Origin of the sequence: Sphingobium agri, assembly GCF_023051225.1 — a bacterium.
In the GTDB taxonomy this organism is placed as follows: domain Bacteria; phylum Pseudomonadota; class Alphaproteobacteria; order Sphingomonadales; family Sphingomonadaceae; genus Sphingobium; species Sphingobium agri.
Window position 1 is genome coordinate 25,309 of record NZ_JALKHS010000020.1, and the last position, 20,387, is coordinate 45,695.

Annotated in this window: 26 protein-coding genes, 1 tRNA gene and 1 pseudogene; 20 read left to right on the forward strand and 8 right to left on the reverse strand. The window is 60.0% G+C overall.

The features are described from left to right. Window positions 1-60: 60 nt before the first annotated feature. Together MU848_RS17325 and MU848_RS17330 are read left to right on the forward strand one after the other, a co-directional pair. A complete protein-coding gene (locus MU848_RS17325) occupies window positions 61-315 on the forward strand; it encodes a type II toxin-antitoxin system ParD family antitoxin (protein WP_247234457.1) in 255 nt (84 codons plus the stop codon). Beyond that, entirely contained in the window at window positions 315-611 is a 297-nt protein-coding gene (locus MU848_RS17330) for a type II toxin-antitoxin system RelE/ParE family toxin (RefSeq protein WP_247234459.1), read from the forward strand. The genes MU848_RS17325 and MU848_RS17330 overlap by 1 nt, the downstream gene beginning before the upstream one ends. 213 nt (window positions 612-824) lie before the next feature. Here the strand turns inward: MU848_RS17330 and MU848_RS17335 are convergent. The 4 genes and pseudogenes from MU848_RS17335 to MU848_RS17350 form a co-directional block, all read right to left on the reverse strand. Next, a pseudogene (locus MU848_RS17335) lies at window positions 825-1,031 on the reverse strand (tyrosine-type recombinase/integrase); the annotation flags it as partial. Window positions 1,032-1,256: 225 nt separating this feature from the next. Then, entirely contained in the window at window positions 1,257-1,511 is a 255-nt protein-coding gene (locus MU848_RS17340) for a CopG family antitoxin (RefSeq protein ID WP_021239677.1), read from the reverse strand. Beyond that, the gene (locus tag MU848_RS17345; protein WP_184477484.1) at window positions 1,498-1,794 is read right to left on the reverse strand and encodes a BrnT family toxin; all 297 of its coding nucleotides are present in this window, start codon (window positions 1,792-1,794) and stop codon (window positions 1,498-1,500) included. The genes MU848_RS17340 and MU848_RS17345 overlap by 14 nt, the downstream gene beginning before the upstream one ends. A gap of 120 nt (window positions 1,795-1,914) precedes the next feature. Continuing rightward, entirely contained in the window at window positions 1,915-2,862 is a 948-nt protein-coding gene (locus tag MU848_RS17350) for a tyrosine-type recombinase/integrase (protein WP_247234461.1), read from the reverse strand. 204 nt (window positions 2,863-3,066) lie between these two features. Between MU848_RS17350 and MU848_RS17355 the strand changes: the two genes are divergently transcribed. The 5 genes from MU848_RS17355 (at window position 3,067) to MU848_RS17375 (ending at window position 6,172) form a co-directional block, all read left to right on the forward strand. Further along, complete coding sequence (locus MU848_RS17355) at window positions 3,067-3,312, forward strand: AbrB/MazE/SpoVT family DNA-binding domain-containing protein (protein ID WP_247234463.1); 246 nt, start codon at window positions 3,067-3,069, stop codon at window positions 3,310-3,312. Continuing rightward, a complete protein-coding gene (locus MU848_RS17360; protein ID WP_247234465.1) occupies window positions 3,309-3,728 on the forward strand; it encodes a type II toxin-antitoxin system VapC family toxin in 420 nt (139 codons plus the stop codon). The genes MU848_RS17355 and MU848_RS17360 overlap by 4 nt, the downstream gene beginning before the upstream one ends. 90 nt (window positions 3,729-3,818) lie before the next feature. Beyond that, window positions 3,819-4,901 (forward strand): acyltransferase family protein, encoded by a 1,083-nt coding sequence (locus MU848_RS17365; protein WP_247234467.1) that lies wholly within the window; start codon window positions 3,819-3,821, stop codon window positions 4,899-4,901. An 84-nt stretch (window positions 4,902-4,985) separates the two neighbouring features. After that, a complete protein-coding gene (locus tag MU848_RS17370; protein ID WP_247234469.1) occupies window positions 4,986-5,501 on the forward strand; it encodes an MbcA/ParS/Xre antitoxin family protein in 516 nt (171 codons plus the stop codon). Beyond that, complete coding sequence (locus tag MU848_RS17375) at window positions 5,498-6,172, forward strand: RES family NAD+ phosphorylase (RefSeq protein WP_247234470.1); 675 nt, start codon at window positions 5,498-5,500, stop codon at window positions 6,170-6,172. The genes MU848_RS17370 and MU848_RS17375 overlap by 4 nt, the downstream gene beginning before the upstream one ends. 14 nt (window positions 6,173-6,186) lie before the next feature. Here the strand turns inward: MU848_RS17375 and MU848_RS17380 are convergent, their stop codons facing one another. Continuing rightward, window positions 6,187-6,465 (reverse strand): WGR domain-containing protein, encoded by a 279-nt coding sequence (locus MU848_RS17380; protein WP_247234472.1) that lies wholly within the window; start codon window positions 6,463-6,465, stop codon window positions 6,187-6,189. A gap of 128 nt (window positions 6,466-6,593) precedes the next feature. Then, a complete protein-coding gene (locus MU848_RS19090) occupies window positions 6,594-6,968 on the reverse strand; it encodes an excalibur calcium-binding domain-containing protein (RefSeq protein WP_315862481.1) in 375 nt (124 codons plus the stop codon). Window positions 6,969-7,165: 197 nt separating this feature from the next. Here MU848_RS19090 and MU848_RS17390 point away from each other — a divergent pair. Further along, window positions 7,166-7,239: transfer RNA gene (locus tag MU848_RS17390), tRNA-Gly, on the forward strand. 290 nt (window positions 7,240-7,529) lie between these two features. Here MU848_RS17390 and MU848_RS17395 read toward each other — a convergent pair. Together MU848_RS17395 and MU848_RS17400 are read right to left on the reverse strand one after the other, a co-directional pair. Then, complete coding sequence (locus tag MU848_RS17395) at window positions 7,530-7,823, reverse strand: XRE family transcriptional regulator (protein ID WP_247234476.1); 294 nt, start codon at window positions 7,821-7,823, stop codon at window positions 7,530-7,532. A gap of 111 nt (window positions 7,824-7,934) precedes the next feature. Then, window positions 7,935-8,561, reverse strand: coding sequence for a class I SAM-dependent methyltransferase (locus tag MU848_RS17400; protein WP_247234478.1), 627 nt, complete (start codon window positions 8,559-8,561; stop codon window positions 7,935-7,937). 422 nt (window positions 8,562-8,983) lie between these two features. On the opposite strand from MU848_RS17400, the gene MU848_RS17405 reads away from it, so the two are divergent. From MU848_RS17405 to MU848_RS17460, 12 genes are all read left to right on the forward strand, one after another. Next, window positions 8,984-9,832, forward strand: coding sequence for a transketolase (locus MU848_RS17405; protein WP_247234480.1), 849 nt, complete (start codon window positions 8,984-8,986; stop codon window positions 9,830-9,832). Beyond that, complete coding sequence (locus tag MU848_RS17410) at window positions 9,825-10,688, forward strand: transketolase family protein (protein ID WP_247234482.1); 864 nt, start codon at window positions 9,825-9,827, stop codon at window positions 10,686-10,688. Before MU848_RS17405 ends, MU848_RS17410 begins: the two co-directional genes overlap by 8 nt. A gap of 37 nt (window positions 10,689-10,725) precedes the next feature. Next, window positions 10,726-11,502, forward strand: a complete 777-nt coding sequence (gene rfbF, locus MU848_RS17415; RefSeq protein WP_247234484.1) for a glucose-1-phosphate cytidylyltransferase — start codon at window positions 10,726-10,728, stop codon at window positions 11,500-11,502. Continuing rightward, window positions 11,484-12,578, forward strand: coding sequence for a CDP-glucose 4,6-dehydratase (gene rfbG / locus MU848_RS17420; RefSeq protein WP_247234486.1), 1,095 nt, complete (start codon window positions 11,484-11,486; stop codon window positions 12,576-12,578). The genes rfbF and rfbG overlap by 19 nt, the downstream gene beginning before the upstream one ends. Continuing rightward, window positions 12,575-13,489: an NAD-dependent epimerase/dehydratase family protein gene (locus tag MU848_RS17425; protein ID WP_247234488.1), complete on the forward strand. Its 915-nt coding sequence runs from the start codon at window positions 12,575-12,577 to the stop codon at window positions 13,487-13,489. Before rfbG ends, MU848_RS17425 begins: the two co-directional genes overlap by 4 nt. Then, window positions 13,486-13,872 carry a GtrA family protein gene (locus MU848_RS17430; RefSeq protein WP_247234490.1) on the forward strand — a complete coding sequence of 129 codons (387 nt, stop codon included), beginning with the start codon at window positions 13,486-13,488 and terminating at the stop codon, window positions 13,870-13,872. Before MU848_RS17425 ends, MU848_RS17430 begins: the two co-directional genes overlap by 4 nt. After that, the gene (locus MU848_RS17435) at window positions 13,869-14,873 is read left to right on the forward strand and encodes a glycosyltransferase family 2 protein (RefSeq protein WP_247234492.1); all 1,005 of its coding nucleotides are present in this window, start codon (window positions 13,869-13,871) and stop codon (window positions 14,871-14,873) included. The genes MU848_RS17430 and MU848_RS17435 overlap by 4 nt, the downstream gene beginning before the upstream one ends. Window positions 14,874-14,914: 41 nt before the next feature. Next, window positions 14,915-16,402 (forward strand): hypothetical protein, encoded by a 1,488-nt coding sequence (locus MU848_RS17440; protein WP_247234493.1) that lies wholly within the window; start codon window positions 14,915-14,917, stop codon window positions 16,400-16,402. Continuing rightward, complete coding sequence (locus MU848_RS17445; RefSeq protein ID WP_247234496.1) at window positions 16,399-18,402, forward strand: hypothetical protein; 2,004 nt, start codon at window positions 16,399-16,401, stop codon at window positions 18,400-18,402. The genes MU848_RS17440 and MU848_RS17445 overlap by 4 nt, the downstream gene beginning before the upstream one ends. Window positions 18,403-18,508: 106 nt before the next feature. After that, the gene (locus MU848_RS17450; protein WP_247234498.1) at window positions 18,509-18,742 is read left to right on the forward strand and encodes an AbrB/MazE/SpoVT family DNA-binding domain-containing protein; all 234 of its coding nucleotides are present in this window, start codon (window positions 18,509-18,511) and stop codon (window positions 18,740-18,742) included. Next, a complete protein-coding gene (locus MU848_RS17455; RefSeq protein ID WP_247234500.1) occupies window positions 18,742-19,170 on the forward strand; it encodes a PIN domain-containing protein in 429 nt (142 codons plus the stop codon). The genes MU848_RS17450 and MU848_RS17455 overlap by 1 nt, the downstream gene beginning before the upstream one ends. 78 nt (window positions 19,171-19,248) lie before the next feature. Beyond that, on the forward strand, window positions 19,249-20,136 hold the full coding sequence (locus tag MU848_RS17460; protein WP_247234502.1) for a replication initiator protein A: 888 nt from the start codon (window positions 19,249-19,251) through the stop codon (window positions 20,134-20,136). Window positions 20,137-20,387 lie beyond the last annotated feature (251 nt).

Consider the following 20,387-nt stretch of genomic DNA (forward strand, 5'->3'; position numbering starts at 1 on the left):
AATCCATTTGGCTTTATCAACTGTTGATAAAACGCTATGGATATCTCAAAGGAGTTCCCTATGATTAGTGCGGATCTCGGGCAGCAGCTTGAAACCTTCGTGGCCAGCCTGGTGGCTAAAGGCCGCTACAACTCGAAAAGCGAAGTTCTGCGCGAAGGGGTGCGGTTGATTCAGGATCGGGAAACGCGCCTGGCGGCTCTTGATGCGTCGATCGCGCGTGGGATTGCCGATGCCGATGCAGGCAATACGACACCTGCGGACGAGGTGTTTGATCGCCTTGAGTCTAAATATCGCGCTATGGATGCCGGCTCATAATGATCGTCCATCTTTCGGCCGAGGCCGAGCAGGATCTTGAGACGATCGGTGACTATATCGCCCGGGATAATCCACTACGGGCAATCAGCTTTCTGCGCGAGTTGCGCGAAAAATGCCTTGGCTTGGCGGACCTGCCTGAGCGTTTCCCGCTTGTGCCGCGATATGAAGCATCGAGCGTGCGGCATCGCGGGCACGGCAATTATCTGATCTTCTATCGGGTCAAGGCGGAGAAAGTGGTCATACTCCACATTCTGCACGGGGCCCAGGATTATAGCGCGATCCTTTTTCCTTCCTGACGGGCCGCAGCCTTTGCCGGAGCGATCTATTCCTGATTTGCGCGGGTTTATGGCATGATCCAGGTGAAGGGCAAGAAACCTGGTCGAAGCTGGGGCCAGTCGAACAGTTGCCATTCCAGAGCATGATCGATGAAACACATTTCTATCGATCATAATATCCCCAAAAATGATTAATAGAAGGCAGCCCTGACATCAAAGCCTGATCGCCTCTCATTAAATCCGCACCCACTCGACCTCGGCAAGGCTGATCTCGTCCCTCCGCCGGTCGTAGATCTGCGTCGTCCGGGTCGAACTGTGATTGGCCATGGCGGCGGCGTTTTCCAGCGTGCCGCCATTCTTCAGATAAGTGGTGATCCCGCTCGCGCGAAAGCTGTGATTGCCAATGCGGGTTGCGATGCCAGCAGCCTTCGCGCGGCGGCGGGGCCATGGCATTGGACACGCTTCGACGAGCCGCTGCCCCATGAAGAACTTGGCAGTTGGAATCTGGGTCGAAGCTGCTGCTCAACACGCATGCGCCACCGCGGCCTTGTCACCGCTTCGCACCTTGCTGGGCGCGAACACCCGTCCCGGTCTCCGCCAGATTCTAAACGGCCGCCAGCACCGCCATCACCGGATCCTCGCTGTCATCCATGATGTTCGACAGCCTTAACGGTGCAGCGCCTGCTCCAGCGCCTGGCGAATGAACCGCTGATACGGCATGCCCTTGCTGGCGGCTGTCGCCTTGACCTGCTCCAGCAACTCGGCGGGCAAACGCATGTTGACCCGCGCGTCCTTGCTGCTGAACTCAAACCGCGTGGGTGTAAGCGCAGAAAGATCATAGCCGGTAAGATCAGCGGAACCGACGAAATCCTCGGCCTCCTCATCGCTGGACAACAGCGGAAGGGGTTTATCCTTGCTCATAGTGCCGCACCTCCTTGGCATGCATGTAACGGGCGCTGATCGGACGGATAAATCTGGCCCCATCCCGTTCGCGCCAGGTGAAGGCCAGAAACACATGACGGCCACTGCTGGCGCGGCCGATCGCCAGAAAGCGCGTCTCCACCGTCGAATGTGCGACATCCGGTCCTATGGACGGCGTACCGGCGAACACGCTTTCAATTTCTGCCAGCGTGACACCATGTTTCTGGCATTTCGCCTGGTTGCCTTCATCCCAATCGAAGCCAGCGACATTTTTGCTATCCATGCCAGAGAATGGCATTTGTATGTACGTATGTCAATCCCTGTGGTGCTGAGGCGGTCGCGCAACCCTGCGCCAGTTCACGCCGCTCCCGGTTGGGCGTCTGGAGCAGTCGGGCGTGGAGCTTCAAATCCGCACCCGTTCCACCTCGGCAAGGCTAATCTCGTCCCTTCTCCGGTCGTAAATCTGCGTCGTCCGGGTCGAGCTGTGATTGGCCATAGCGGCAGCGTTTTCCAGCGTGCCGCCATTCTTGAGATAAGTGGTGATGCCGGTCGCGCGGAAGCTGTGGTTGCCGATGCGGGTTGCGATGCCCGCGGCCTTCGCGCGGCGGCGGACCATGGCGTGGGCGTCGGGCTGGGATAGCGGGGTTTCGCTTAGACGTTTCGTCTCGCGGCTGATGGTGCGGAACAGGGGCGCCTTGGGTTCGACCAACTTGCAGGTTTCGATATAGGCGAGGAGATATTCCTCCAGTTGATGGTGGCAGGGCATTTCGTGCCGCTTGCCGCCCTTTTCATGCAGGCGCAGCCAGTGGCGGCGGCCTTGCACGAACACATCCTCCCGCTTCATGGCGAGCGCTGCGCCGACGCGCGCGAAACTGTAGACCATGAGGCCGATCAGCGCCCGATCGCGCAGGCCCGCTTCCGTGGAGATGTCGATTGCGTCGAGCAGGGCGCGAGCCTCCTCGGCCTCCAGTACGGGCGTGCGTCCGGTGCGCGCGCTATGGGCGGGGCCGCGCACGCTTGACGCTGGGTTGAAGGGGATGATCTGGCCGACGACCAGCCAGTCGAACAGGTTGCGCACCGCTGCGAGGCGCAGCTTGACGGTAGGCGCAGATAGCGACTGGCCCAACTCCTCAACCCAGCCCGCGACATGGAGGGGCGCAATGTCGCCCAGGTCACGTACGCCATGGCCGAAGCACCAGTTGAGGAAGTCGCCCGCAGCTCGCGCATAAGCGCGCCGCGTGTTCAGGTTTCGGATGTTCGCCGCGAAAAATTCAAGGAAGCGCATCCGCGTGGCTTGTGAAGCCTCGGCTATGATCACCGGCGCGGAGGAAAGAGAGATGAGGCCGGTCATCAGAGGCGCTTGGCGAAGGGTTTCATGGCAGCGGAGCCTAACTATCCATCATCCTTTGATAAAGGACATTATCAAAGGATGATGTACAGCTGCACACAAACTCGCAAAATGTGTTTTTTAATCAAAATCATGACATAAAAACTAAATGTGGCATAAATGGAAAAGATGGTAAAATCCGACAATCAAGGGGCTTGGGTATAGAATATGACCTTACAGGTGAATGTTACCGCAAATGGCCGCATGAGCCTTCCAGCTGATGTTAGGAAACGTTTGGGCCTTACAGGCGGCGGGGTACTGATCGTGGAGGAAACGCCTGATGGCGTCATTCTGCGCACTGTTGCCCAATCCGTCGCCCATGCGCGTGCGCTGGCCCGCAAATATACTGCAGACAAGCCGGAAGCTTCGGTCGATAGCTTTCTTGCTAACCGCCGCGCGGAAAGCGGCGAATGACGGCGATCGTTCTGGACGCCTCGGCCTTGCTCGCCATGCTGCGCGATGAGCCGGGCGGTGACAAGGTGGCGGGTGCACTCATTGGCTCACGCATGTGCACTGTAAATCTTGCCGAGGTGATTAGCCACTTTGTGCATAACGGCATGCCGCCCCAGGAAGCGGACGCGATGTTGCGGCCCCTGCCCGTCACTTGGGTGGAGGCGGATGCGGAGCTCGCGAAAATCGCAGGCCATCTGCGCGCCGCAACGTCCGAAGCAGGATTGTCGCTCGGCGATCGCTTCTGTCTGGCCTTGGCTATTCGTGACAGTCTGCCAGCTTGGACGGCAGACCGACAGTGGGCCTCAGTCGCCGAGACAATCGGCGCCAAGGTGAAGATCATTCGTTCTGGCAAACGCAACCTGAGTTCGTATCAGTAGCCTTGGTCTGAATAGTTCCAAGGGCTAGATGGCCATCAAGTGTTTGTTAAATAACCCAAGATATCGCCTGACAGAGATAAGGCGGGGCTTATGGGGCACACGAACACTGAAAATCAGCAGCTGGCGTGGGTGAACCTAGCCAAGGCCGTGTGCATCGTTCTCGTTGTAGTCATGCATTGCGAAAATCACTTCCTGCAAGCCAAATGGATCGAAGGTGGCTGGATATTTGAGCAGTGGCACATGCTCAATGAGACGATCCGCCCGCTGCGAATGCCCATGTTTTTTCTTGTGTCGGGCCTTCTCGCTTCATCCTCGATCCTGGAGCCGAGAGCTGACACTGAGCGAAAGCGACTGCTGCGCCCCCTCTACCTGTATGTGGTCTGGGGAGTGATCCTGCAGGCGCTGATACCAGTGCTGCCAGAGCAGACCTTCTTTAACTGGTCGGAGGACAACAGCTTACTGGCGATCCTGCTGGTCGCTGTTGCCGCTTGGTATATGGTCGCGCTGGCGGTGTATTACATATTCACACGTCTGACTTTAGGCCTGCCACTTTGGTTGGTTTTGGGAGGCTGCGCTGTCCTGTCCGCACTCGCGGCGTTCTACGAAACTTCGCTTGCAGGGCATCAACATAAGATTTTGAGGTGTGCCATCTTCTTCGTGGCGGGTGTCAGGATGAAGTCATTGGTCCTTGCCTATGCGAGCAGTGCGACAGTTCGGCGGGCGTTAACACTGCTCAGCTTGTATTTACCGGGAGCTTTGATCTGTGCGTCTTTGGGCACATTTTTCCTGATCGTGGATATGCTCGCCGTGGCTTTAGGGATCACTTTGGCTGCCATCGCGGTCCAGAAGGCGAAGGCTTTGGCCAGTGTTGCTTCATGGTTAGGCAACCGAACGCTAGGGATTTACCTCATCCACTTCCTGTGGCTGGAGATGACCTTGATCGCTCTGCAATCTGGGGCCGTATCGCAATTGGTGGGAAGCTTCTGGTTGGGAATGATATATCCCCTGATCGTTGCCGCCGTCATCATTCCGGCCTCGATCGTGACACGTGACTTGCTTACGAAGGTGGGTGCGTGGTGGTTGTTCGATTATCCTTGGGAAAGGATAAATGATCCGGAGTCCGGCGCCCTATCCACTGCATTGCATGATCCGGCGATCTTAAAGAGGGTATGAAGCTGGCCTCGCAGGCCTGGCGATATCAGTGACAAATTACATGACATTGTCCAGAATTGGATTATATTCAGATCTGGAGTGTATATGCCTCAGCCGACCCATAGTATTGGCGTCTCTGCGCCTGTTCTGGACCTTTCCCGTTTCGAGCCGTCGAACCGCCGCCGCCTCAGCGCCCCTGCCCTGCGCACCTTTCTCGCAATCGCCGATCTATGGGGGTTGAACGAAGAACAGCGACGGCTGATGCTGGGCTATCCGTCGCGCTCTACCTTCCATAATTGGTGTAAGCAGGCGCGGGAGCATGGGTCCATTACGCTCGATGTCGATGCGCTTACTCGAATCTCCGCTGTGCTTGGCATTCATCAGGCGCTTGCCATGCTTTTCAGCGAAGAGCGTGACGGCGTTGCCTGGCTCCGTCAGCCGCATGATGCCTGCGTTTTCGGGAGCAGGTCGCCGCTCACGCTAGCCGCTAATGGGACGCAGGATGGCTTGATGACGGTTCGCCGCTTCTTGGATGCGGCGCGAGGTGGCCTTTATATGCCCCCCACTGCGGCAGAGGCCGATTTCGCGCCCTATGAGGATGATGAGATCCTCTTTCAGTGACGGAGATATTCGCCGCCGCGCCCTGCCCAAGCTATCGGCTCATCCCCTCGCGCTTTCCGCCGATCGGGCTGTTCGACACGGTTGCGACGGCAGCGGATGCGCAGGCTGTCATGGAGCTTGCCGGTTGGACCAACGACCGTCTTGTCGCTGATCGACTGCACCGGCTACCGGAATACCATTGGGTCTATGGTCGGCCCAATAGCAGCGTCATCATGGCGGCATTTTTACATACCGCGGCCGACGGCATGCGCTTCAACGGGCCGGAACTGGGCGCATGGTATGCTTCAAAGGAAATCGAAACGGCTGCCGCTGAGGTCGGGCACCATCTTCGCCGCGAAGCCATCGCCCGCGATGTGCCGGGCATGAGCCGAACCTACAGGGCTTATTCGGCAAAGCTGGTGGGTGAGGATTATCGCGACATAAGAGGGCTGAAAGGCGATCATCCCGATCTCTACCGTCCCGACAGCTATGCCGCCGGGCAGCGCTTTGGCGAACAGGTCCGATCCGAAGGAAAAGCAGGCATCATCTTTGACAGCGTGCGGCGTCGAGGCGGCACCAACATGGTGGCCTTCATTCCGCCCCAGGTCACGAATGTCATGCAGACCGACCATTTCGAGATCAGCGTGGAAGCCCGCGCGCGGGCCATCAACGTCCGCCGCTTGCACCTGTAGCAAGGGCAAGCCCCCTACTGTTGCAACGGCCATAGTCGGTACTCCACCCCGATCCGTTGTCGCGCGCCGCGCCGCTTCCTGACTATCGCCCGCACATGGTGCCGCGCGGAGGACGCGTCCGGAAAGCTGCGCCTTTGCCGCTGTCCCTTGGCGCCGATCCGTCCCCAGCAGGTTTCGACCACATAGTCGCCGAACAGGTCGATGCTCATCCAGATGCTATAGTCGCGCGCGATGTTATGGGCCGGGTCCAGGGCGCGCAGGTGGATCAGGCGGGAAGGAAATGCGTGCTCCATCGCCACAGGATAGGCGTAAGCGCCCTACCCGTCTTACGACTTGTCTGACTCAGTGCCGGTCCATTGATTCACCGCATCGATCAGCGGAACGGATGACCGCTTTGATCAAGCGGCAGAAAACCCAACGATCAAATGCCATGATGCGGCTCGCAAGCTATGCCGTCACCATCGCCATCCATTTCTTCACGATAACCCGGCTCACCATCATAGATAGGCGCGGTCCCGGCTGCTCGTGCGGAATTACATCCCGGCCAATAGTCACCGGCCTGAGGCGCCCTCGCTCGCATAAACCCGAGGCTAACGCCAACGGGCTTCATAAGCTCTACAAGCCGGGTCCGTCCGTCTGCCGTGGCAGCTATGCTCCCCACGCCAACCAAAATTCCCAGCAAGCCTCCAAATATCAGAATGCTCCACCCGTTCATGCGCTGCTGCGCGCGGCGCTTTCGCATATATTGCGGCGATGGCCTGATGAGAACTGCTTGGAAAGGCTTTCGAAAAGACATCGAACCGGCTTATCGTGAAGCAGTAAACAGCCGCTTACGTGAACAGGTTCGCTCCTCTGGCGATGATGAGATCGGGAGGCGATTGCCTCAACTATTAACATTGAGCCCGCATCATGACGGCCATGGGGCGTTCGGCCTGGCCGACTTATGACCTATTGCAGAGCCCCGGAAAAGATGGCAGGGCGCTGGCCTGACGGGCGGGTATAGCTCAATGGTAGAGCACTAGCCTTCCAAGCTTGTGATGCGGGTTCGATCCCCGCTACCCGCTCCAGTCTGAATCCGGTTTCCAGTCCCGACAGCTTTCGCCTTCATCGGCAAGTCGCTGCGACGCTGGTTGTTTCACGATTGATGAGGCTGCCGCCGGGGATCGGCGACAAGGTGTGTAGCTGTCGAATGCACCCGACATGATCATTTGGCCGTCGGTCTAGTCAGGTTTTAGCCGAACCTTGCACTTCTTGAACCAAGGTCAGCGTGTTATCGCGCGCAAGCGTCCCGATCTTCACTTGCCCAAGCTTTGCATCGAGCAGGTGAACGCCAAGGATCGCGGGCGGTTTTCGCCATCTAGCGATCCTCCTCTTCGTCCTCACCAAGATCGACGAACAACTCGTCGAACGTCGAGCGCACCGGCTGATTGAAGTCGATACCCCGCGTGCCTTCAACCTGATCGCGAATGGCGCTGGCTTGAGGCCCTGGCACCAAGAGGGGCACCAGATCGAGCGCATCGCAAATTTCGGCGTATAGAGTCAGGCGATCGCGGCCCTGACGGCCCCCGATCAGATCACGTTCCAGCTCAGAAATGCGCGCGCGATCGCGACTACGGAAGTGCGCCCATCGCGGGCTGCCCTGTTGGCGCAAGCGGTATTCACCCTGCTCCTAATCTAATGAAAGGCAGCCACAGCCCGAGGCTGAAAATGCCTCTGCCTAATCGCTTAGAGAAAAGATATCTAAATAGTATCCATAGGATATCTATTTAGTATGTGCTCGTGCCACCGGACTCTTGGAATTAGGTGGTACCATGGAGGAGCGCCGCTTAACGGCGACCAGGGCATAGCCGAGACTATCGTCTTTCGACCCTCCACCCATAGCCATGGTCAAATGTGCTAGCAGGAGGAAAAGCAGAGCGAGTGGCAGCAACAATAATAATTGCAGGGGCCAATGCCGCGTGGGCTTGCTCAAGCGTAACGCAACAACAATCAGCTTGTTGGCGATGACGGCAATGTCGTTACCACGCTCTTCGATCTGCACATCGGTGAAGGCATCGAACATGCGGTTCAGCGCATATTTCGTGAAGCGATGAAAATCATAGGGCGCATAATGAACGCGTGCTGAAAAGGGCACAGTGGCGATCAGCGTTCCGCCTGGTTTCAGCACGCGCTCGATTTCCGCGATCAAGGTCATCGGTTGAGGGGAATGTTCCAGCACCTCGGTGCAAAGCACTGTGTCGAAGCTGGCATCCGGGAACGGGATAGAAAATCCATCAAAGGGAATGACTTCGTCATTTCCCTGCATGGCGAAGGCGCTCGCCTGCGGCACGTCGATCCCGGTGTATCGTACGGCCTCAGGCAGAAGCTGCGGTACGGCATTTCCCCACATCCGACATCCAGAAGATCACCGCGCAAACCCGCAAGCCTCGGGCCAAGAAAAGTCCAGATCGTTCCCAATTGAAGATCGGCAAGACAACGGATCTTGAACGCAATCCTGGATGGCAGCGACGAATCTACCCGTATAGGAATCGGTTGAAAAAGTTCGACCTGCGAGACTTCAGGCATAGGAGTATCCGATCTTGCGAGCATGGGCGTCGGCGGCTTCCTCCGCGCTGTCATAGTCGGCCGCATGATAGCTGGCGGCGAGCGACGCCACGCTTGGCGGGCGATCGGCATAGGCCAGGTCGCATCCCCAACAGCGGACTATCGCATGGCGCAGGCACGCGGAGAGAGGCCAGGTTCATTCTTCATATCGCTGGACTAACCCCTCTTTATTGAGCAAATGTTAACCATGTTGGGGGATTTTGGGGCATGAAAGAAGCGTCCCTTATCGCGGCCATGCCGCAAGCAACAGAACCGCTGGCGCGCCGCATCCGCGGCCAGGCCCTGCGCATGGTGACGCGGGCGAAGGCATCGCATATCGGATCGGCTCTGTCGATCGCCGACATCATGGCTGTACTTTACGGGCGCGCTTTGCGGGTAAGCCCCGCCGCTTCCAAACATAGCGAGCGGGACCGTTTCATCCTTTCAAAGGGCCACGCCTGCGTAGCCGTCTATGCAGCGCTCGCGGAAACAGGCTTTTTCGACCAGGCGCTGCTGGAAACCTATGGCGCGGATGGGTCGATGCTGATGGCGCACATCAGCCACAAGGTGCCGGGTGCGGAATTTTCCACCGGGGCGCTCGGTCATGGCTTGCCCTTCGGCACCGGCAAGGCACTGGCGGCGAAGCGGAAGGGCCAAGCCTGGCGCACGGTGGTGCTGACGAGCGATGGGGAATGGGGCGAGGGCAGCAATTGGGAGGCGGCGCTGTTCGCGGCGCATCATGGGCTCGATAACCTCATTTGCATTCTTGACTATAACAAGCTGCAGAGCCTTAGGACGGTGGACGAGACGCTACGGCTCGAGCCGCTGCACTCCAAGTTCGAGGCCTTTGGCTGGGCGGTGCGCGAAGTCGATGGGCACGATCATGACGCCCTGACCGAAGCGCTGGAAGGCGCGCCCTGGAAAGCCGGCAAGCCGATGATGCTGATCGCCCACACCATCAAGGGCAAGGGCGTCAGCTTCATGGAGAATAAGGTCGAGTGGCACTATCGCAATCCCACCCCAGAATTGCTCGAGCAAGCTCTGGCCGAGATCGAGGGGGAGACGGCCGATGCGTAACGCCTTTATCGAGGAACTGACGGCGCTCGCCGAACTCCATGACAATATCGCGCTGGTCGTCGGTGACCTTGGCTACAGCGTGATCGAGGAATTTGCGGAGCGCTTTCCCGACCGCTTCATCAATGCCGGGGTGGCCGAGCAGAATATGACGGGCCTCGCCGCTGGAATGGCGAGCGAGGGCTATCATGTCTTCACCTACTCCATCGCCAATTTCCCGACCTTTCGGTGCGCCGAGCAGATCAGGAACGATGTCGATCATCACCGTCTGCCCGTGACCGTGGTCGCGGTGGGTGGTGGCGTATCCTATGGCGCGCTCGGCTATTCCCATCATGCGGTGCAGGATTATGCGCTGATGCGGGCGATGCCCCACATGACCATTGCCGCTCCTGGCGATCCGCTGGAAACGCGGGCCTGCCTGCGCTGGCTGGTGGCCAACCCAGGGCCTTCCTATCTGCGCCTTGGCAAGGCGGGCGAGCCGCGCTTTCACGAGAGCATCCCCGATGTGGCACCTGGCCGCTGGGTTCCCGTGCGTGATGGCAGTGGTGATGATGTTATGCTGTCCACGGGGGCGGCGCTGGGCGCGGCGATTGACCGCGCAGAAGGCCGCGCTGTCTGGTCGCTGCCGCTCTGGGGCATGGCAGCCAAGGCTGGCCAGCCTGCCCAACTGGCGCGGCATGGTCGGGTGACGACGCTGGAGGATCATCTTGCCGATGGTGGCTTTGGCTCCTGGCTGACCGAGAGCGTGGCGGGAACGCCCGCTGCCGCAAGGATCGAGCCAATCGCGCTGTCACCGGAGATTTGCGATATGGTGGCAGGGCAAGCCACGCTCAACCGCATCGGGGGTCTCACCCTTTAACAGCTTCTTTACCACGCCTGTTCATAGGATAATCTCCATGAAAGCGATCATCCTTGCAGGGGGCCTCGGCACCCGCCTCGCCGAGGAAACCTCGGTCCGGCCCAAGCCCATGGTGGAAATCGGCGGCAAGCCGATCCTGTGGCATATCATGAAGATATACGCCCAGCATGGCGTGGACGAGTTCATCGTGTGCCTTGGCTACAAGGGCTACATGATCAAGGAATATTTCTTCAACTACGCGCTCCACATGTCGGATGTGACGATCGACCTGCGGCGCGGCACTACCGACGTGCATCGCAACGCCTGCGAGGACTGGAAAATCTCACTGATCGACACGGGCGCGGAGACGATGACCGGCGGCCGCCTGCGCCAGGCAATGCAGTATCTCGGTAATGACGAGGATTTTTGCCTCACCTATGGCGATGGGGTTAGCGACCTAAATGTCGGCGCGGCGATAGATTTCCACCGCTCGCATGGGCGCAAGGCGACTGTGACGGCGGTGCGTCCCGCGAGCCGCTATGGCCAGCTTGACCTCGAAGGCGACCGCGTCTCCGCGTTCGCCGAAAAGCCGCTTGATGAAGGGGGCTGGATCAATGGCGGCTTCTTCGTCCTCAACCGCTCGATCGGCAACTACCTGAGCAACAGCGATGCCTGCGTTTGGGAACGCGAGCCGCTGGAGGGCCTTGCAGCCGATGGCGAACTGCGCTCCTTCTTCCATGACGGTTTCTGGCAGCCGATGGACACGCTGCGCGACCGCCAGATGCTCGAAGGCATGTGGGAGCGACAAGAGGCCCCATGGAAAACCTGGCACTAAAGCGCCACGCTGCACGGGCGGTAGCGCCCGATCTCGCCTTCTGGGCGGGGCGGCGCGTGCTGCTGACCGGGCATACGGGCTTTAAGGGCAGCTGGTTGCTGGTGCTGCTCGACACACTGGGAGCGAAAGTCACAGGCCTGGCGCTGGCGCCTGACACGGTGCCGTCGATGTTCGATTGTGTAGGCGGGGCGGCGCTCTGCGACCATCATCTCGCCGACATTGGCGATGCCGCGGCGGTCGAGGCGATCGTCACCCGCGCTGAGCCGGAGATCGTCCTGCATCTGGCAGCGCAGCCGCTGGTGCGCGCCTCTTACGCCGATCCGCTGGGCACCTATCGCACCAATGTCATGGGCACGGCGCATGTGCTCGACGCCTGCCGCAAGACGGCGAGCGTTCGCACCATCGTCTCGGTCACCACCGACAAATGCTATGCCAATGATGGCCGCAGCGAGGGCTATCGCGAGGATGCGCCGCTTGGCGGCCATGACCCCTATTCCAACAGCAAGGCCTGCGCCGAGCTGGTGAGCGCCTGCTGGCGTGACAGCTTCTTGGCAGAGCATGGCGTCGGGCTTGCGACGGCGCGCGCGGGCAATGTCATCGGCGGCGGCGATTGGTCGGCCGATCGCCTGGTCCCCGACGCGATCCGCGCCTTTTCCGCAGGCCGCGCGCTGGAAATCCGCAATCCGGACGCCGTCCGCCCTTGGCAGCATGTGCTGGAGCCGCTGACCGGCTATCTGCTGCTGGCAGAGGCGCTCGCCACTGATCCGGCGCGCTTTGGCAGAGGCTGGAATTTCGGGCCTGCGCCAGCGGACATGGCGAGCGTGCGCGATGTCATCGATCTGCTGGCAGGCCATTGGGGCGTGACGCAGCCCTGGGCAAAGCAGCCCGGCGAGCATCCGCATGAAGCGGCTATGCTGACGCTCGACTCTTCGGCCGCAGCTGAGGCGTTGAACTGGTGTCCCCGCCTGTCGCTGGATCGGGCGCTGAAGCTCACCGCCGACTGGTATCGTGCCGATGACAAGCGCGCCACGACTTACAGCCAAGCAGAGGATTTCCTCGCCATGGTGCCGGCGTGAGCCGCATCTTCGTCACCGGTGCTGGCGGCTTTGTCGGCGCTGCCGTTGCTGATCTCGCCGCGCGCGAGGGGCATGTGGTGACGGTACTGGTGCGCAATGCGGCTTCGCCGCGCGTCGTCGCATTGGCAGGAAGATGCGCTGTCGTGATAGCCGATCTCGCTGATAACGAGGCGGTGCAAGCGGCTATTGCGGAGGCCCGCCCCGACATCATCATTCATTCGGCTTGGGAAGGCGTGGGCGGTGCTGCCCGCGCAGGCGACATCCAACTCGACAATATCCGCACCACCGTCGCGCTGCTCGACGCTGGCATCGCTGCGGGTGCGCGCCGCTTCATCGGCATCGGAAGCCAGGCCGAATATGGCCGGCATGACCGCCGCATCGACGAAAGCGCAGCGACCGAACCTTTTCTTCTCTATGGCGCTGCCAAGCTCTCCGCCTGCCATCTGACGCGCCAGCGCGCCATGGAAGCGGGGATCGGCTTTGCCTGGCTGCGGCTCTTTTCGCCCTATGGTCCTGGCGACAATCCCAATTGGCTGATCCCCTCGGTTGCTGCGCAAATCCTTGTGGGCCAAGCGCCGCGCACCAGCCTTGGCACCCAGAAGTGGGATTATCTGCACATCGTCGATACCGCGCGAGGCGTACTGGCCGCTGCGCTCACCGACAGCGCACAGGGCGTCTTCAACCTGTCGAGCGGTCGCGCCGTTACCGTGCGCTCCATCGTCGAGCGTATCCGCGACCTTGCCTGTCCGGGGCTTGAACTGCGCTTTGGCGACATCCCGTTCGGCCCTAACCAGATCATGCATCTGGAGGGGGATTGCAGCCGCCTGACCGCGGCGACAGGCTGGAGCCCGACTATCGCCATTGAGGATGGGCTTGTCACCGTGGTCGATGCGCTGAGGCTGGCGGCATGATCGCGCCTGCCCTTGATCGTCGTTTCATCGGCTTTCTTCTCGCGGGTGGGATCAATACGCTATTCGGCTACGGCGTGTTCGGCGGCTTGGTGCTGCTGGGCGTGCTGCCGCATGTCGCTCTGATCGTCAGCACCGTGGCGGGGGTGCTGTTCAACTTCCTGACGGCCAGCGCCGTCTTCAAGTCGCGTGATATTCGCCGACTGCCGCGCTTTCTGGCCGTCTATGCGGTCATGCTCGGCTTCAATATGGTGCTGCTCGACCTCGTCATGCGCGCAGGGCTTGGCCCCCTGCTCGCGCAGGCGGCCATCCTGCCATTCTTCACCCTCACCTTCCTAGCCATGCGCCGCTTCGTGTTCGTGGCCTCGCCGGAGCAGACATCATGAAGACCATCTCCATCGTGACGCCCTGCTTCAACGAGGCGGACAATGTCGAGGCCTGCCGCGATGCGGTCGCCTCGCTCTTCGCCCCCGGCGCGCCGCTGGAAGGCTATGGACGCGAGCATATCTTTGCTGACAATGACAGCAGTGACGGCACGCAGGACATCCTTCGCAAGCTGGCTGCCAGCGACCCCTCAATGAAGGTGATCCTGAACGCGCGCAATTACGGACCTTTTCGTTCCAACTTCAATGCCTTGCGTGCGGCTACCGGCGATGCGGTGGTGGTGTTCCTGCCCGCCGACCTTCAGGACCCGGCAGAGATGATCCCGGAATTCGTAAAGCTATGGGAAAGCGGGGTAGAAGTGGTCGCAGGCGCCCGCGTCAACCGACAGGAGAGCCTGGCGCTGCGCAGCTGCCGCGCGATTTTCTACCGCACGGTGCGGAGCCTTAGCGACATCGATATTCCGCTGAATGTCGGCGAATTCCAGCTGCTCGACCGCAAGGTATGGGAAGCGGTAGTCAGCCATGACGATCATTATCCCTATATTCGCGGTATCATCGCTTCTGTCGGCTTCCGCCGCGCGATCGTGCCCTATACCTGGGCGGCAAGGCGTTCGGGCATTTCGAAGAACAATCTGCCGCGCTTAATCGACCAGGCGCTGAACGGCATTTTCAGCTTCACCAACGCGCCCATGCGGTTATGCACCTTTGCGGGAGCGACGATGGCGGCGCTCTGCATCCTTTATGCGGTCGTGTCGGTTGGCGTCTACATCGCGCGGCCAGACCTCGCCCCGCGCGGTACGATGACGCTGATCGTCGCGCTCTTTTTCCTGTCGGGCCTGCAACTCGCCTTCATGGGAATATTAGGGGAATATGTGACCTCCATCCACGCGCAGGTGCGCAAGCGGCCCTTGGTCGTTGAGCGCGAGCGGATTAACATGGGCAAAGATGAGGCGGAGAACCCCGCCCACGCACTCCAGCGGAAATTGACGTCGGAGGCGGCGTGACGAGGGCTCTAGCCCCGACTGCCTTAGTCCACGATCGACACATGGCCCGTGCTTCTGCCCCCCTGCGGGGGCTCTTGGCGGTGCTCATCGCGTCGTTCGCGCTCGACAATGTGCTACTGCTGGGTTTCTTGGGGTGGCCTCCGCTGCTGGTGGCGGCGCTTGCCGCCATTCTGCCTTTCGCCCTTGCCTGCCTTGTCTGGAAATCCGTACCCGGCGAGCGTCGGATAGGCGTTCCGACCATCCTCATCTGCTTCGCCGTCACCGTCATCCTGCTGATATTGGGCGGCGAAGGACGGCTATTCTATGCCACCGCCGACTGGCAGATCCGCGACGCCGTGCTGGCCGACATGGGCAATCATCACTGGCCCTTCGATTATTGGCTCGACGGCTCGTCGAAGCTGCTGCGCGCGCCTGTCGGCATGTATCTGGTTCCAGCGCTTCTGGGAGGCTCCAACCAGATTGGCCGCGACTGGGCGCTGTTGGCGCACAATATGCTGGTGCTCGGACTGCTCTTGTCGATCGGTTCGGCGCTGTTCGAAGGTCGGCGGGGCAAATGGATCGCGCTTATCGTGTTCGTGATGTTCAGCGGCCTGGATGTCATCGGCAACCTCATCAACGATGCGGCCACTGGCGCTGCGGATTGGGACCATATCGAACGCTGGGCGGCCAATTATCAATATAGCTCGCACATCACCCAGATTTTCTGGGTGCCCCAGCACGCGTTTGCAGGCTGGACGGCGGCGCTGACCTATATGCTGTGGCGCAAAGGGGTAGCCCCGATCGGCCTGTTCGCGGCCAGCCTGCCGCTGGCGGCACTCTGGTCGCCGCTTATCCTGTTCGGGGCGCTACCGTTCGCCGTCTTCGCCGGGGTTCGCGCCCTGCTCACCCGGGCCTGGAACTGGCGCGACATATTGATTTGCGGGCTTGCGGTCCTGCTGGCGATGCCAGCGCTCCTCTATCTATCCGCTGGCGCCACATCGGTCGGGGGCGGATTGTTCCCGATGAACCCTTCTGCCTACGTCCTGCTGTTGCTGTTGGAGGTCGCGCCCTTTTTTAGGCCGCTGTTGCGCGATCAGGATGGGGCGAGCGATCATGCCACGACCCTGATTGCAGGCCTCTGCCTCCTGCTCATGCCGCTCTGGGCCATCGGCATGAGTAATGATTTTCAGATGCGCGCCTCCATCATGCCGCTGGCGCTGGTTGCCGTCGCCTTCGCCCGCTGGGCCGATCGCGTGGAGAGCCGGTCCGGCAAGGCATGGTTTCTTGTCGTCATCACCTTGGGATCGGTGACGGGAACGGCCGAGATCGCTCGCGCCTTCCGCCTTGCCCCCTCCCCTGCGCCGCGCTGCTCGCTGGCGGGGGTATGGCACCGCCAGACAGGCTTTGCTGTGGCGCATGACAGCTATTTCGCAGCGCGGAATGCTTTCCCGATAAGGATTGATCCGAGGCAAAGGGTGGGCAGCGCGCAGCCGACTGACTGTTGGGGACGCTCTTGGAATATGCCTCTTCATCGGCAGGAGCACCCGTGACTTCATCCCCTGCAATTCTGGCTGCATATGCGGCGTTGCTCGTTACGGTGCTGCTGACACCCTACGCCTCGCTCTGTTCCGCCCTGCGCCAGAAACGCTGCCGCTTCTCCAACTGGGGGGTTTTATGCGCAGTACTTCTGGTCGGCGCCTCCATCCTGACGGTAGCGCGGGGTGGTGCGGTGCCATTGCTCTGCACCGCCCTCCTGCTTCCGCTTGTTGGCCTCGGAACTGGCGCAATTCTGGGTGGCGTCACGGCTGTCCTGCTGTTCGCGACAGTCACATGGTGGACAGACTATCCCCAACTCAGTGTCATTGCCGGGATTATCTTCTTCCTGCTTGGACTGACAGCCGGTTTGCTGCCGCGTTGGAAAGCTTTGGTAGTAACTGGAGACAGGAACCCGCCCTTGCTATGGGGGGTGCTGCTTTGCCTTCTCATCGGGCTGGGGGCTGGACTTGTCACGACGCCGTTCGAGGCGCTCGATCCACTCTATACCGCGTGGCATCATTGGAGCGCCCTTCTTGCGCCGGTAGAGGCGTGGCGCGGGGGCGGCATTCCCTATCGTGACTTCCCGATTCAATATGGGCTAGGTCCGACGACGCTGTTGATGGCGAGCTGCGGCGACGATTGCTGGCGTGGCATGTTCTATACGGCCATTGCCACCAACGCTCTGTATTTCGCGACGCTTGCTGGCTGCACGATCATATTGACGGAGCGCTCTACGCGTGGCGTGCGTTGCCTGGCGCTGGTCGCGCTGTTTTGCGCTTGCTTCATCTGGACGGGATTTCCAATCCAGCTGGCTGGCCCTGCAATTACGCCAGCAGTGGCGGGACTGCGCTTCCTGTCCATCTCCGCGCTGCTGTTTTATATCTTGCTCGCTGAGCAGAGAAAATTCCGGCGTGATTGGATCGGTCATGCAATCTGGTTGGTAGATCTTTGCTGGTCGCCCGAGGCAGCCTTTTTCGGGACAGCGATCTGGTGGCCTTACCTGGCTTTGCGTGATGCCGCTGACACGCAAGACGGCCGTGCCGCGCTGTTCATGCTGGTGCGTGGCGGAATGCGGGGGGCAGTTGCCCTTGCAGCTAGTATCTGCTGCTTGGCGGTCATCTTATTACTGCTTTCGAACGGAAGTGCCACATTCCAGGATTTTCTCGCCTATATCAGCCATCCCCCCGGGATGGTGCCGATCAAGCCAACGGGGACGATCTGGATCGGCTTGGCATCGATCATGCTGGCCATAGCTATACTGGCGAAGCAGGGCCTAGCCCCTCCGGCGCGCCGCTCATATGTCTGTCTGCTAGGGTTCGTGGCGGCGAGCATCTATTATCTCAGCCGTAGCCATGACAACAATATCCTGAACCTATTTCCACTTCTGGTTCTCGTGCTGCTGGCGATACTAGCAGGCGTGGACCACGTTGGAGCATCAGCGCGGGGCTTTATCAAAGCGTTCGTTCATACGATGTTGGCAGCGATGGTGGCCTTCATTGCGACCTTCAATTTCGCGCCTTGGCAAGAGGGGCTGGAGCGGGTCGGCCTAAATCTGGGGCCAGCGCGCATGATTTCCCGGTGGACGCCGACGCGAAGCGGGGGCCTTTCCATCCTGCCCCACGATGCGGTGGCGGGCCTCGACTATCTGCGCGATCGTAATGCTGGCATGGTCATGCTGTTCGATGATTACCGGGTCATTCCCCGGAATTTCTCTGGCACGGCATGGACCAGCGTCAATAATGTCGCCAATTTCGAGCCGCTGCCTGGCGCGATGATCGTTGACTATATCCAACGTGGAGCAGCCGCCTATCAACGCCCTGGGTGGATCCTCGTCGGCCCGGGCTTTAGCGCTTGGGCTCTCGCCTTCCGCACCGCCTATGATGTACGTGAGGAAAAGGCGTTCGGTCGCTACCGCGCCTATTATTTGGTGCCGCGGCTGAGTTCCGTGGCTGGACAGAGTGACAGGCTTGCTGCGTTAGCCTTGGATCGCGCCAAGCCCAAGATCAAGAGATAGCTATCGGATAGCTATCATCTAGGTATCCAAAAGATATCATATTGTTTGATTGACCAGAGATAATTCTTGGATATACTTTTAAAAAGTATATCCAAGGAGCCATGCCATGCAGATTACGCGCTGGGGCAATAGTCTTGCGATCCGTCTGCCTGCGGCCGTCGTCGAAGCCCTGTCGCTTAAGGAAGGCGACGATATCGAGGTCCGCATTTCCGGCGATCGCACCTTCATCATCGACCGTGACCAAAGCCGCATGGCGGCGCTGGAGAGCATCCGCAGATTGCGCCGTCCCCTCCCCCTGGGCTGGAGCTTCGATCGACAGGAAGCGAATGAGCGGCGCTGATGCCGAAAATCTTCCTGGACACCAATATCGTCATTTATGCCTTCACTGATGATCCTCGATCGGACCTTGCAGAGGCGCTGCTGGCGCGGGGGGCGGATATGAGCGTGCAGGTTCTAAATGAATTCACCAATGTCGCACGCCGCAAGCTTGGCTTGGACTGGAGGCAGGTTGAGGACGCATTGCAAGCTATCCGCGTGCTTGCCCGGACGATCCATCCTGTGGACCTCGATACGCACGCGGGCGCCCTCGACCTGGCCCAGCGCTATAAGCTATCCTTCTATGACGCCCTGATCCTGTCGGCAGCGCTAAAGGCAAAATGCGATGTGCTTCATTCGGAGGATATGCAGCATGGCTTGCTGGTCGAGGGGCGCTTGCAGATCATAAACCCTTTTACGGCGGCGGCGGGGCAACCCAGCGAGCCTTTATAAAGAGGGTGCGCGAAAGCCAAATTCGTGCTTTCGAGTAGAAATTGCCAGAGCGGCATAATGGGCAAGGGAACGATCATAATGGGCACCCCGCAAGGCGAACTGTTCAAGCTCGACAGCCCCCTTGTCGGCGAGATCCGCGGCGAGCGGTCGCTGATGGCCTTTCCCTTCTTTGCGCTCAGCAAAAACGCCTGGATGAAGCCCCTCGCCTACGCGACACCCACCGTTTCGATCGAGGTGCGGCCGAGCGCGCGGGGTGTTGCCACCATCTACGACAAGGAAATCGTCCTCTATATCGCCAGCCTCATGGCCTCGAAGATCGACGAAGGCGCAGCGGTTTCTCAGGATTTCACCTTCACTGCCCACGACCTGTTCAGCGTCACCGGCTCTAATCACAGCGCCCGTTCCTACTCGCGCCTGGCCGACGCGCTGGAGCGGCTGCAGGGCACGCAGATCAAGACGAATATCGAGGCTGGAGGCGAAGGCGAGGACGGTTTCTTCTCCTGGTTGTCCGAAGCGCGGCTGCAATATGCGCGCTCGGGCAAGGGCGAAAAGCGGCTGAAGGCGGTCAAGGTGCGGCTGTGCGACTGGCTGTTCCGTGCCATCCTGCGCGACCGGCAAGTGCTTGATTATGCGTCGACTTATTTCCAGCTGGGCCCCATTGAGCGCCGCATCTACGAGGTGGCGCGCTCTACCTGCGTCGATGGTGAACCGCTGGAGATGGACCTCCAGACGCTGAAACTTCAGATCGGCTTTCAGAACCCGCTTTCCAACTTCCGTATCGCTATGCGCCAGATCGCGGCGGCCAATGCCATTCCCGACTATGACATCAGCCTGATCGAGGACGCACCGGCAGAGGACGGCCCCCGCAAGGTGGGACGCAGGCCTGCCAAGGCGCGGGTCATCCTCTCCCGTCGGCCGCAGCCGGTCCCTGAACTGATGATCGAGGATCAGGTCGAAGAGGCCTGATAGCCCCCTTTCCTACCGCTGACCTGCAAAGGGCTCTGCCAAGCCCTGCCTGATTCGCGCCTGCGTGTTTTGGCGGGCTAATTTCTACTCGAAAGCACGAATGGGGACGTCCTAATTCTACTCGAAAGCACGAATCGAGAGGCAATTCCTACTCGAAAGCACGAATCAAACGGGGTGAATTTTCGCTTTCCTACTCGAAAGCACGAACCGTAAAGCCTTCCACCACACGGATATTACTGCGAATATGTTGC

Bases quoted from the DNA above. Each gene is read 5' to 3' on its own strand.
- MU848_RS17435 (WP_247234492.1), top strand. From the start codon at position 13,869: ATGAAGACCATCTCCATCGTGACGCCCTGCTTCAACGAGGCGGACAAT.
- rfbF (WP_247234484.1), top strand. From the start codon at position 10,726: ATGAAAGCGATCATCCTTGCAGGGGGCCTCGGCACCCGCCTCGCCGAG.
- MU848_RS17450 (WP_247234498.1), top strand. From the start codon at position 18,509: ATGCAGATTACGCGCTGGGGCAATAGTCTTGCGATCCGTCTGCCTGCG.
- MU848_RS17325 (WP_247234457.1), top strand. From the start codon at position 61: ATGATTAGTGCGGATCTCGGGCAGCAGCTTGAAACCTTCGTGGCCAGC.
- MU848_RS17360 (WP_247234465.1), top strand. From the start codon at position 3,309: ATGACGGCGATCGTTCTGGACGCCTCGGCCTTGCTCGCCATGCTGCGC.
- MU848_RS17340 (WP_021239677.1), bottom strand. From the start codon at position 1,511: ATGAGCAAGGATAAACCCCTTCCGCTGTTGTCCAGCGATGAGGAGGCC.
- MU848_RS17460 (WP_247234502.1), top strand. From the start codon at position 19,249: ATGGGCACCCCGCAAGGCGAACTGTTCAAGCTCGACAGCCCCCTTGTC.
- MU848_RS17455 (WP_247234500.1), top strand. From the start codon at position 18,742: ATGCCGAAAATCTTCCTGGACACCAATATCGTCATTTATGCCTTCACT.
- MU848_RS17400 (WP_247234478.1), bottom strand. From the start codon at position 8,561: ATGTGGGGAAATGCCGTACCGCAGCTTCTGCCTGAGGCCGTACGATAC.
- MU848_RS17430 (WP_247234490.1), top strand. From the start codon at position 13,486: ATGATCGCGCCTGCCCTTGATCGTCGTTTCATCGGCTTTCTTCTCGCG.
- rfbG (WP_247234486.1), top strand. From the start codon at position 11,484: ATGGAAAACCTGGCACTAAAGCGCCACGCTGCACGGGCGGTAGCGCCC.
- MU848_RS19090 (WP_315862481.1), bottom strand. From the start codon at position 6,968: ATGTCTTTTCGAAAGCCTTTCCAAGCAGTTCTCATCAGGCCATCGCCG.
- MU848_RS17370 (WP_247234469.1), top strand. From the start codon at position 4,986: ATGCCTCAGCCGACCCATAGTATTGGCGTCTCTGCGCCTGTTCTGGAC.
- MU848_RS17405 (WP_247234480.1), top strand. From the start codon at position 8,984: ATGAAAGAAGCGTCCCTTATCGCGGCCATGCCGCAAGCAACAGAACCG.
- MU848_RS17330 (WP_247234459.1), top strand. From the start codon at position 315: ATGATCGTCCATCTTTCGGCCGAGGCCGAGCAGGATCTTGAGACGATC.
- MU848_RS17365 (WP_247234467.1), top strand. From the start codon at position 3,819: ATGGGGCACACGAACACTGAAAATCAGCAGCTGGCGTGGGTGAACCTA.
- MU848_RS17350 (WP_247234461.1), bottom strand. From the start codon at position 2,862: ATGACCGGCCTCATCTCTCTTTCCTCCGCGCCGGTGATCATAGCCGAG.
- MU848_RS17355 (WP_247234463.1), top strand. From the start codon at position 3,067: ATGACCTTACAGGTGAATGTTACCGCAAATGGCCGCATGAGCCTTCCA.
- MU848_RS17410 (WP_247234482.1), top strand. From the start codon at position 9,825: ATGCGTAACGCCTTTATCGAGGAACTGACGGCGCTCGCCGAACTCCAT.
- MU848_RS17345 (WP_184477484.1), bottom strand. From the start codon at position 1,794: ATGGATAGCAAAAATGTCGCTGGCTTCGATTGGGATGAAGGCAACCAG.
- MU848_RS17440 (WP_247234493.1), top strand. From the start codon at position 14,915: ATGGCCCGTGCTTCTGCCCCCCTGCGGGGGCTCTTGGCGGTGCTCATC.
- MU848_RS17380 (WP_247234472.1), bottom strand. From the start codon at position 6,465: ATGGAGCACGCATTTCCTTCCCGCCTGATCCACCTGCGCGCCCTGGAC.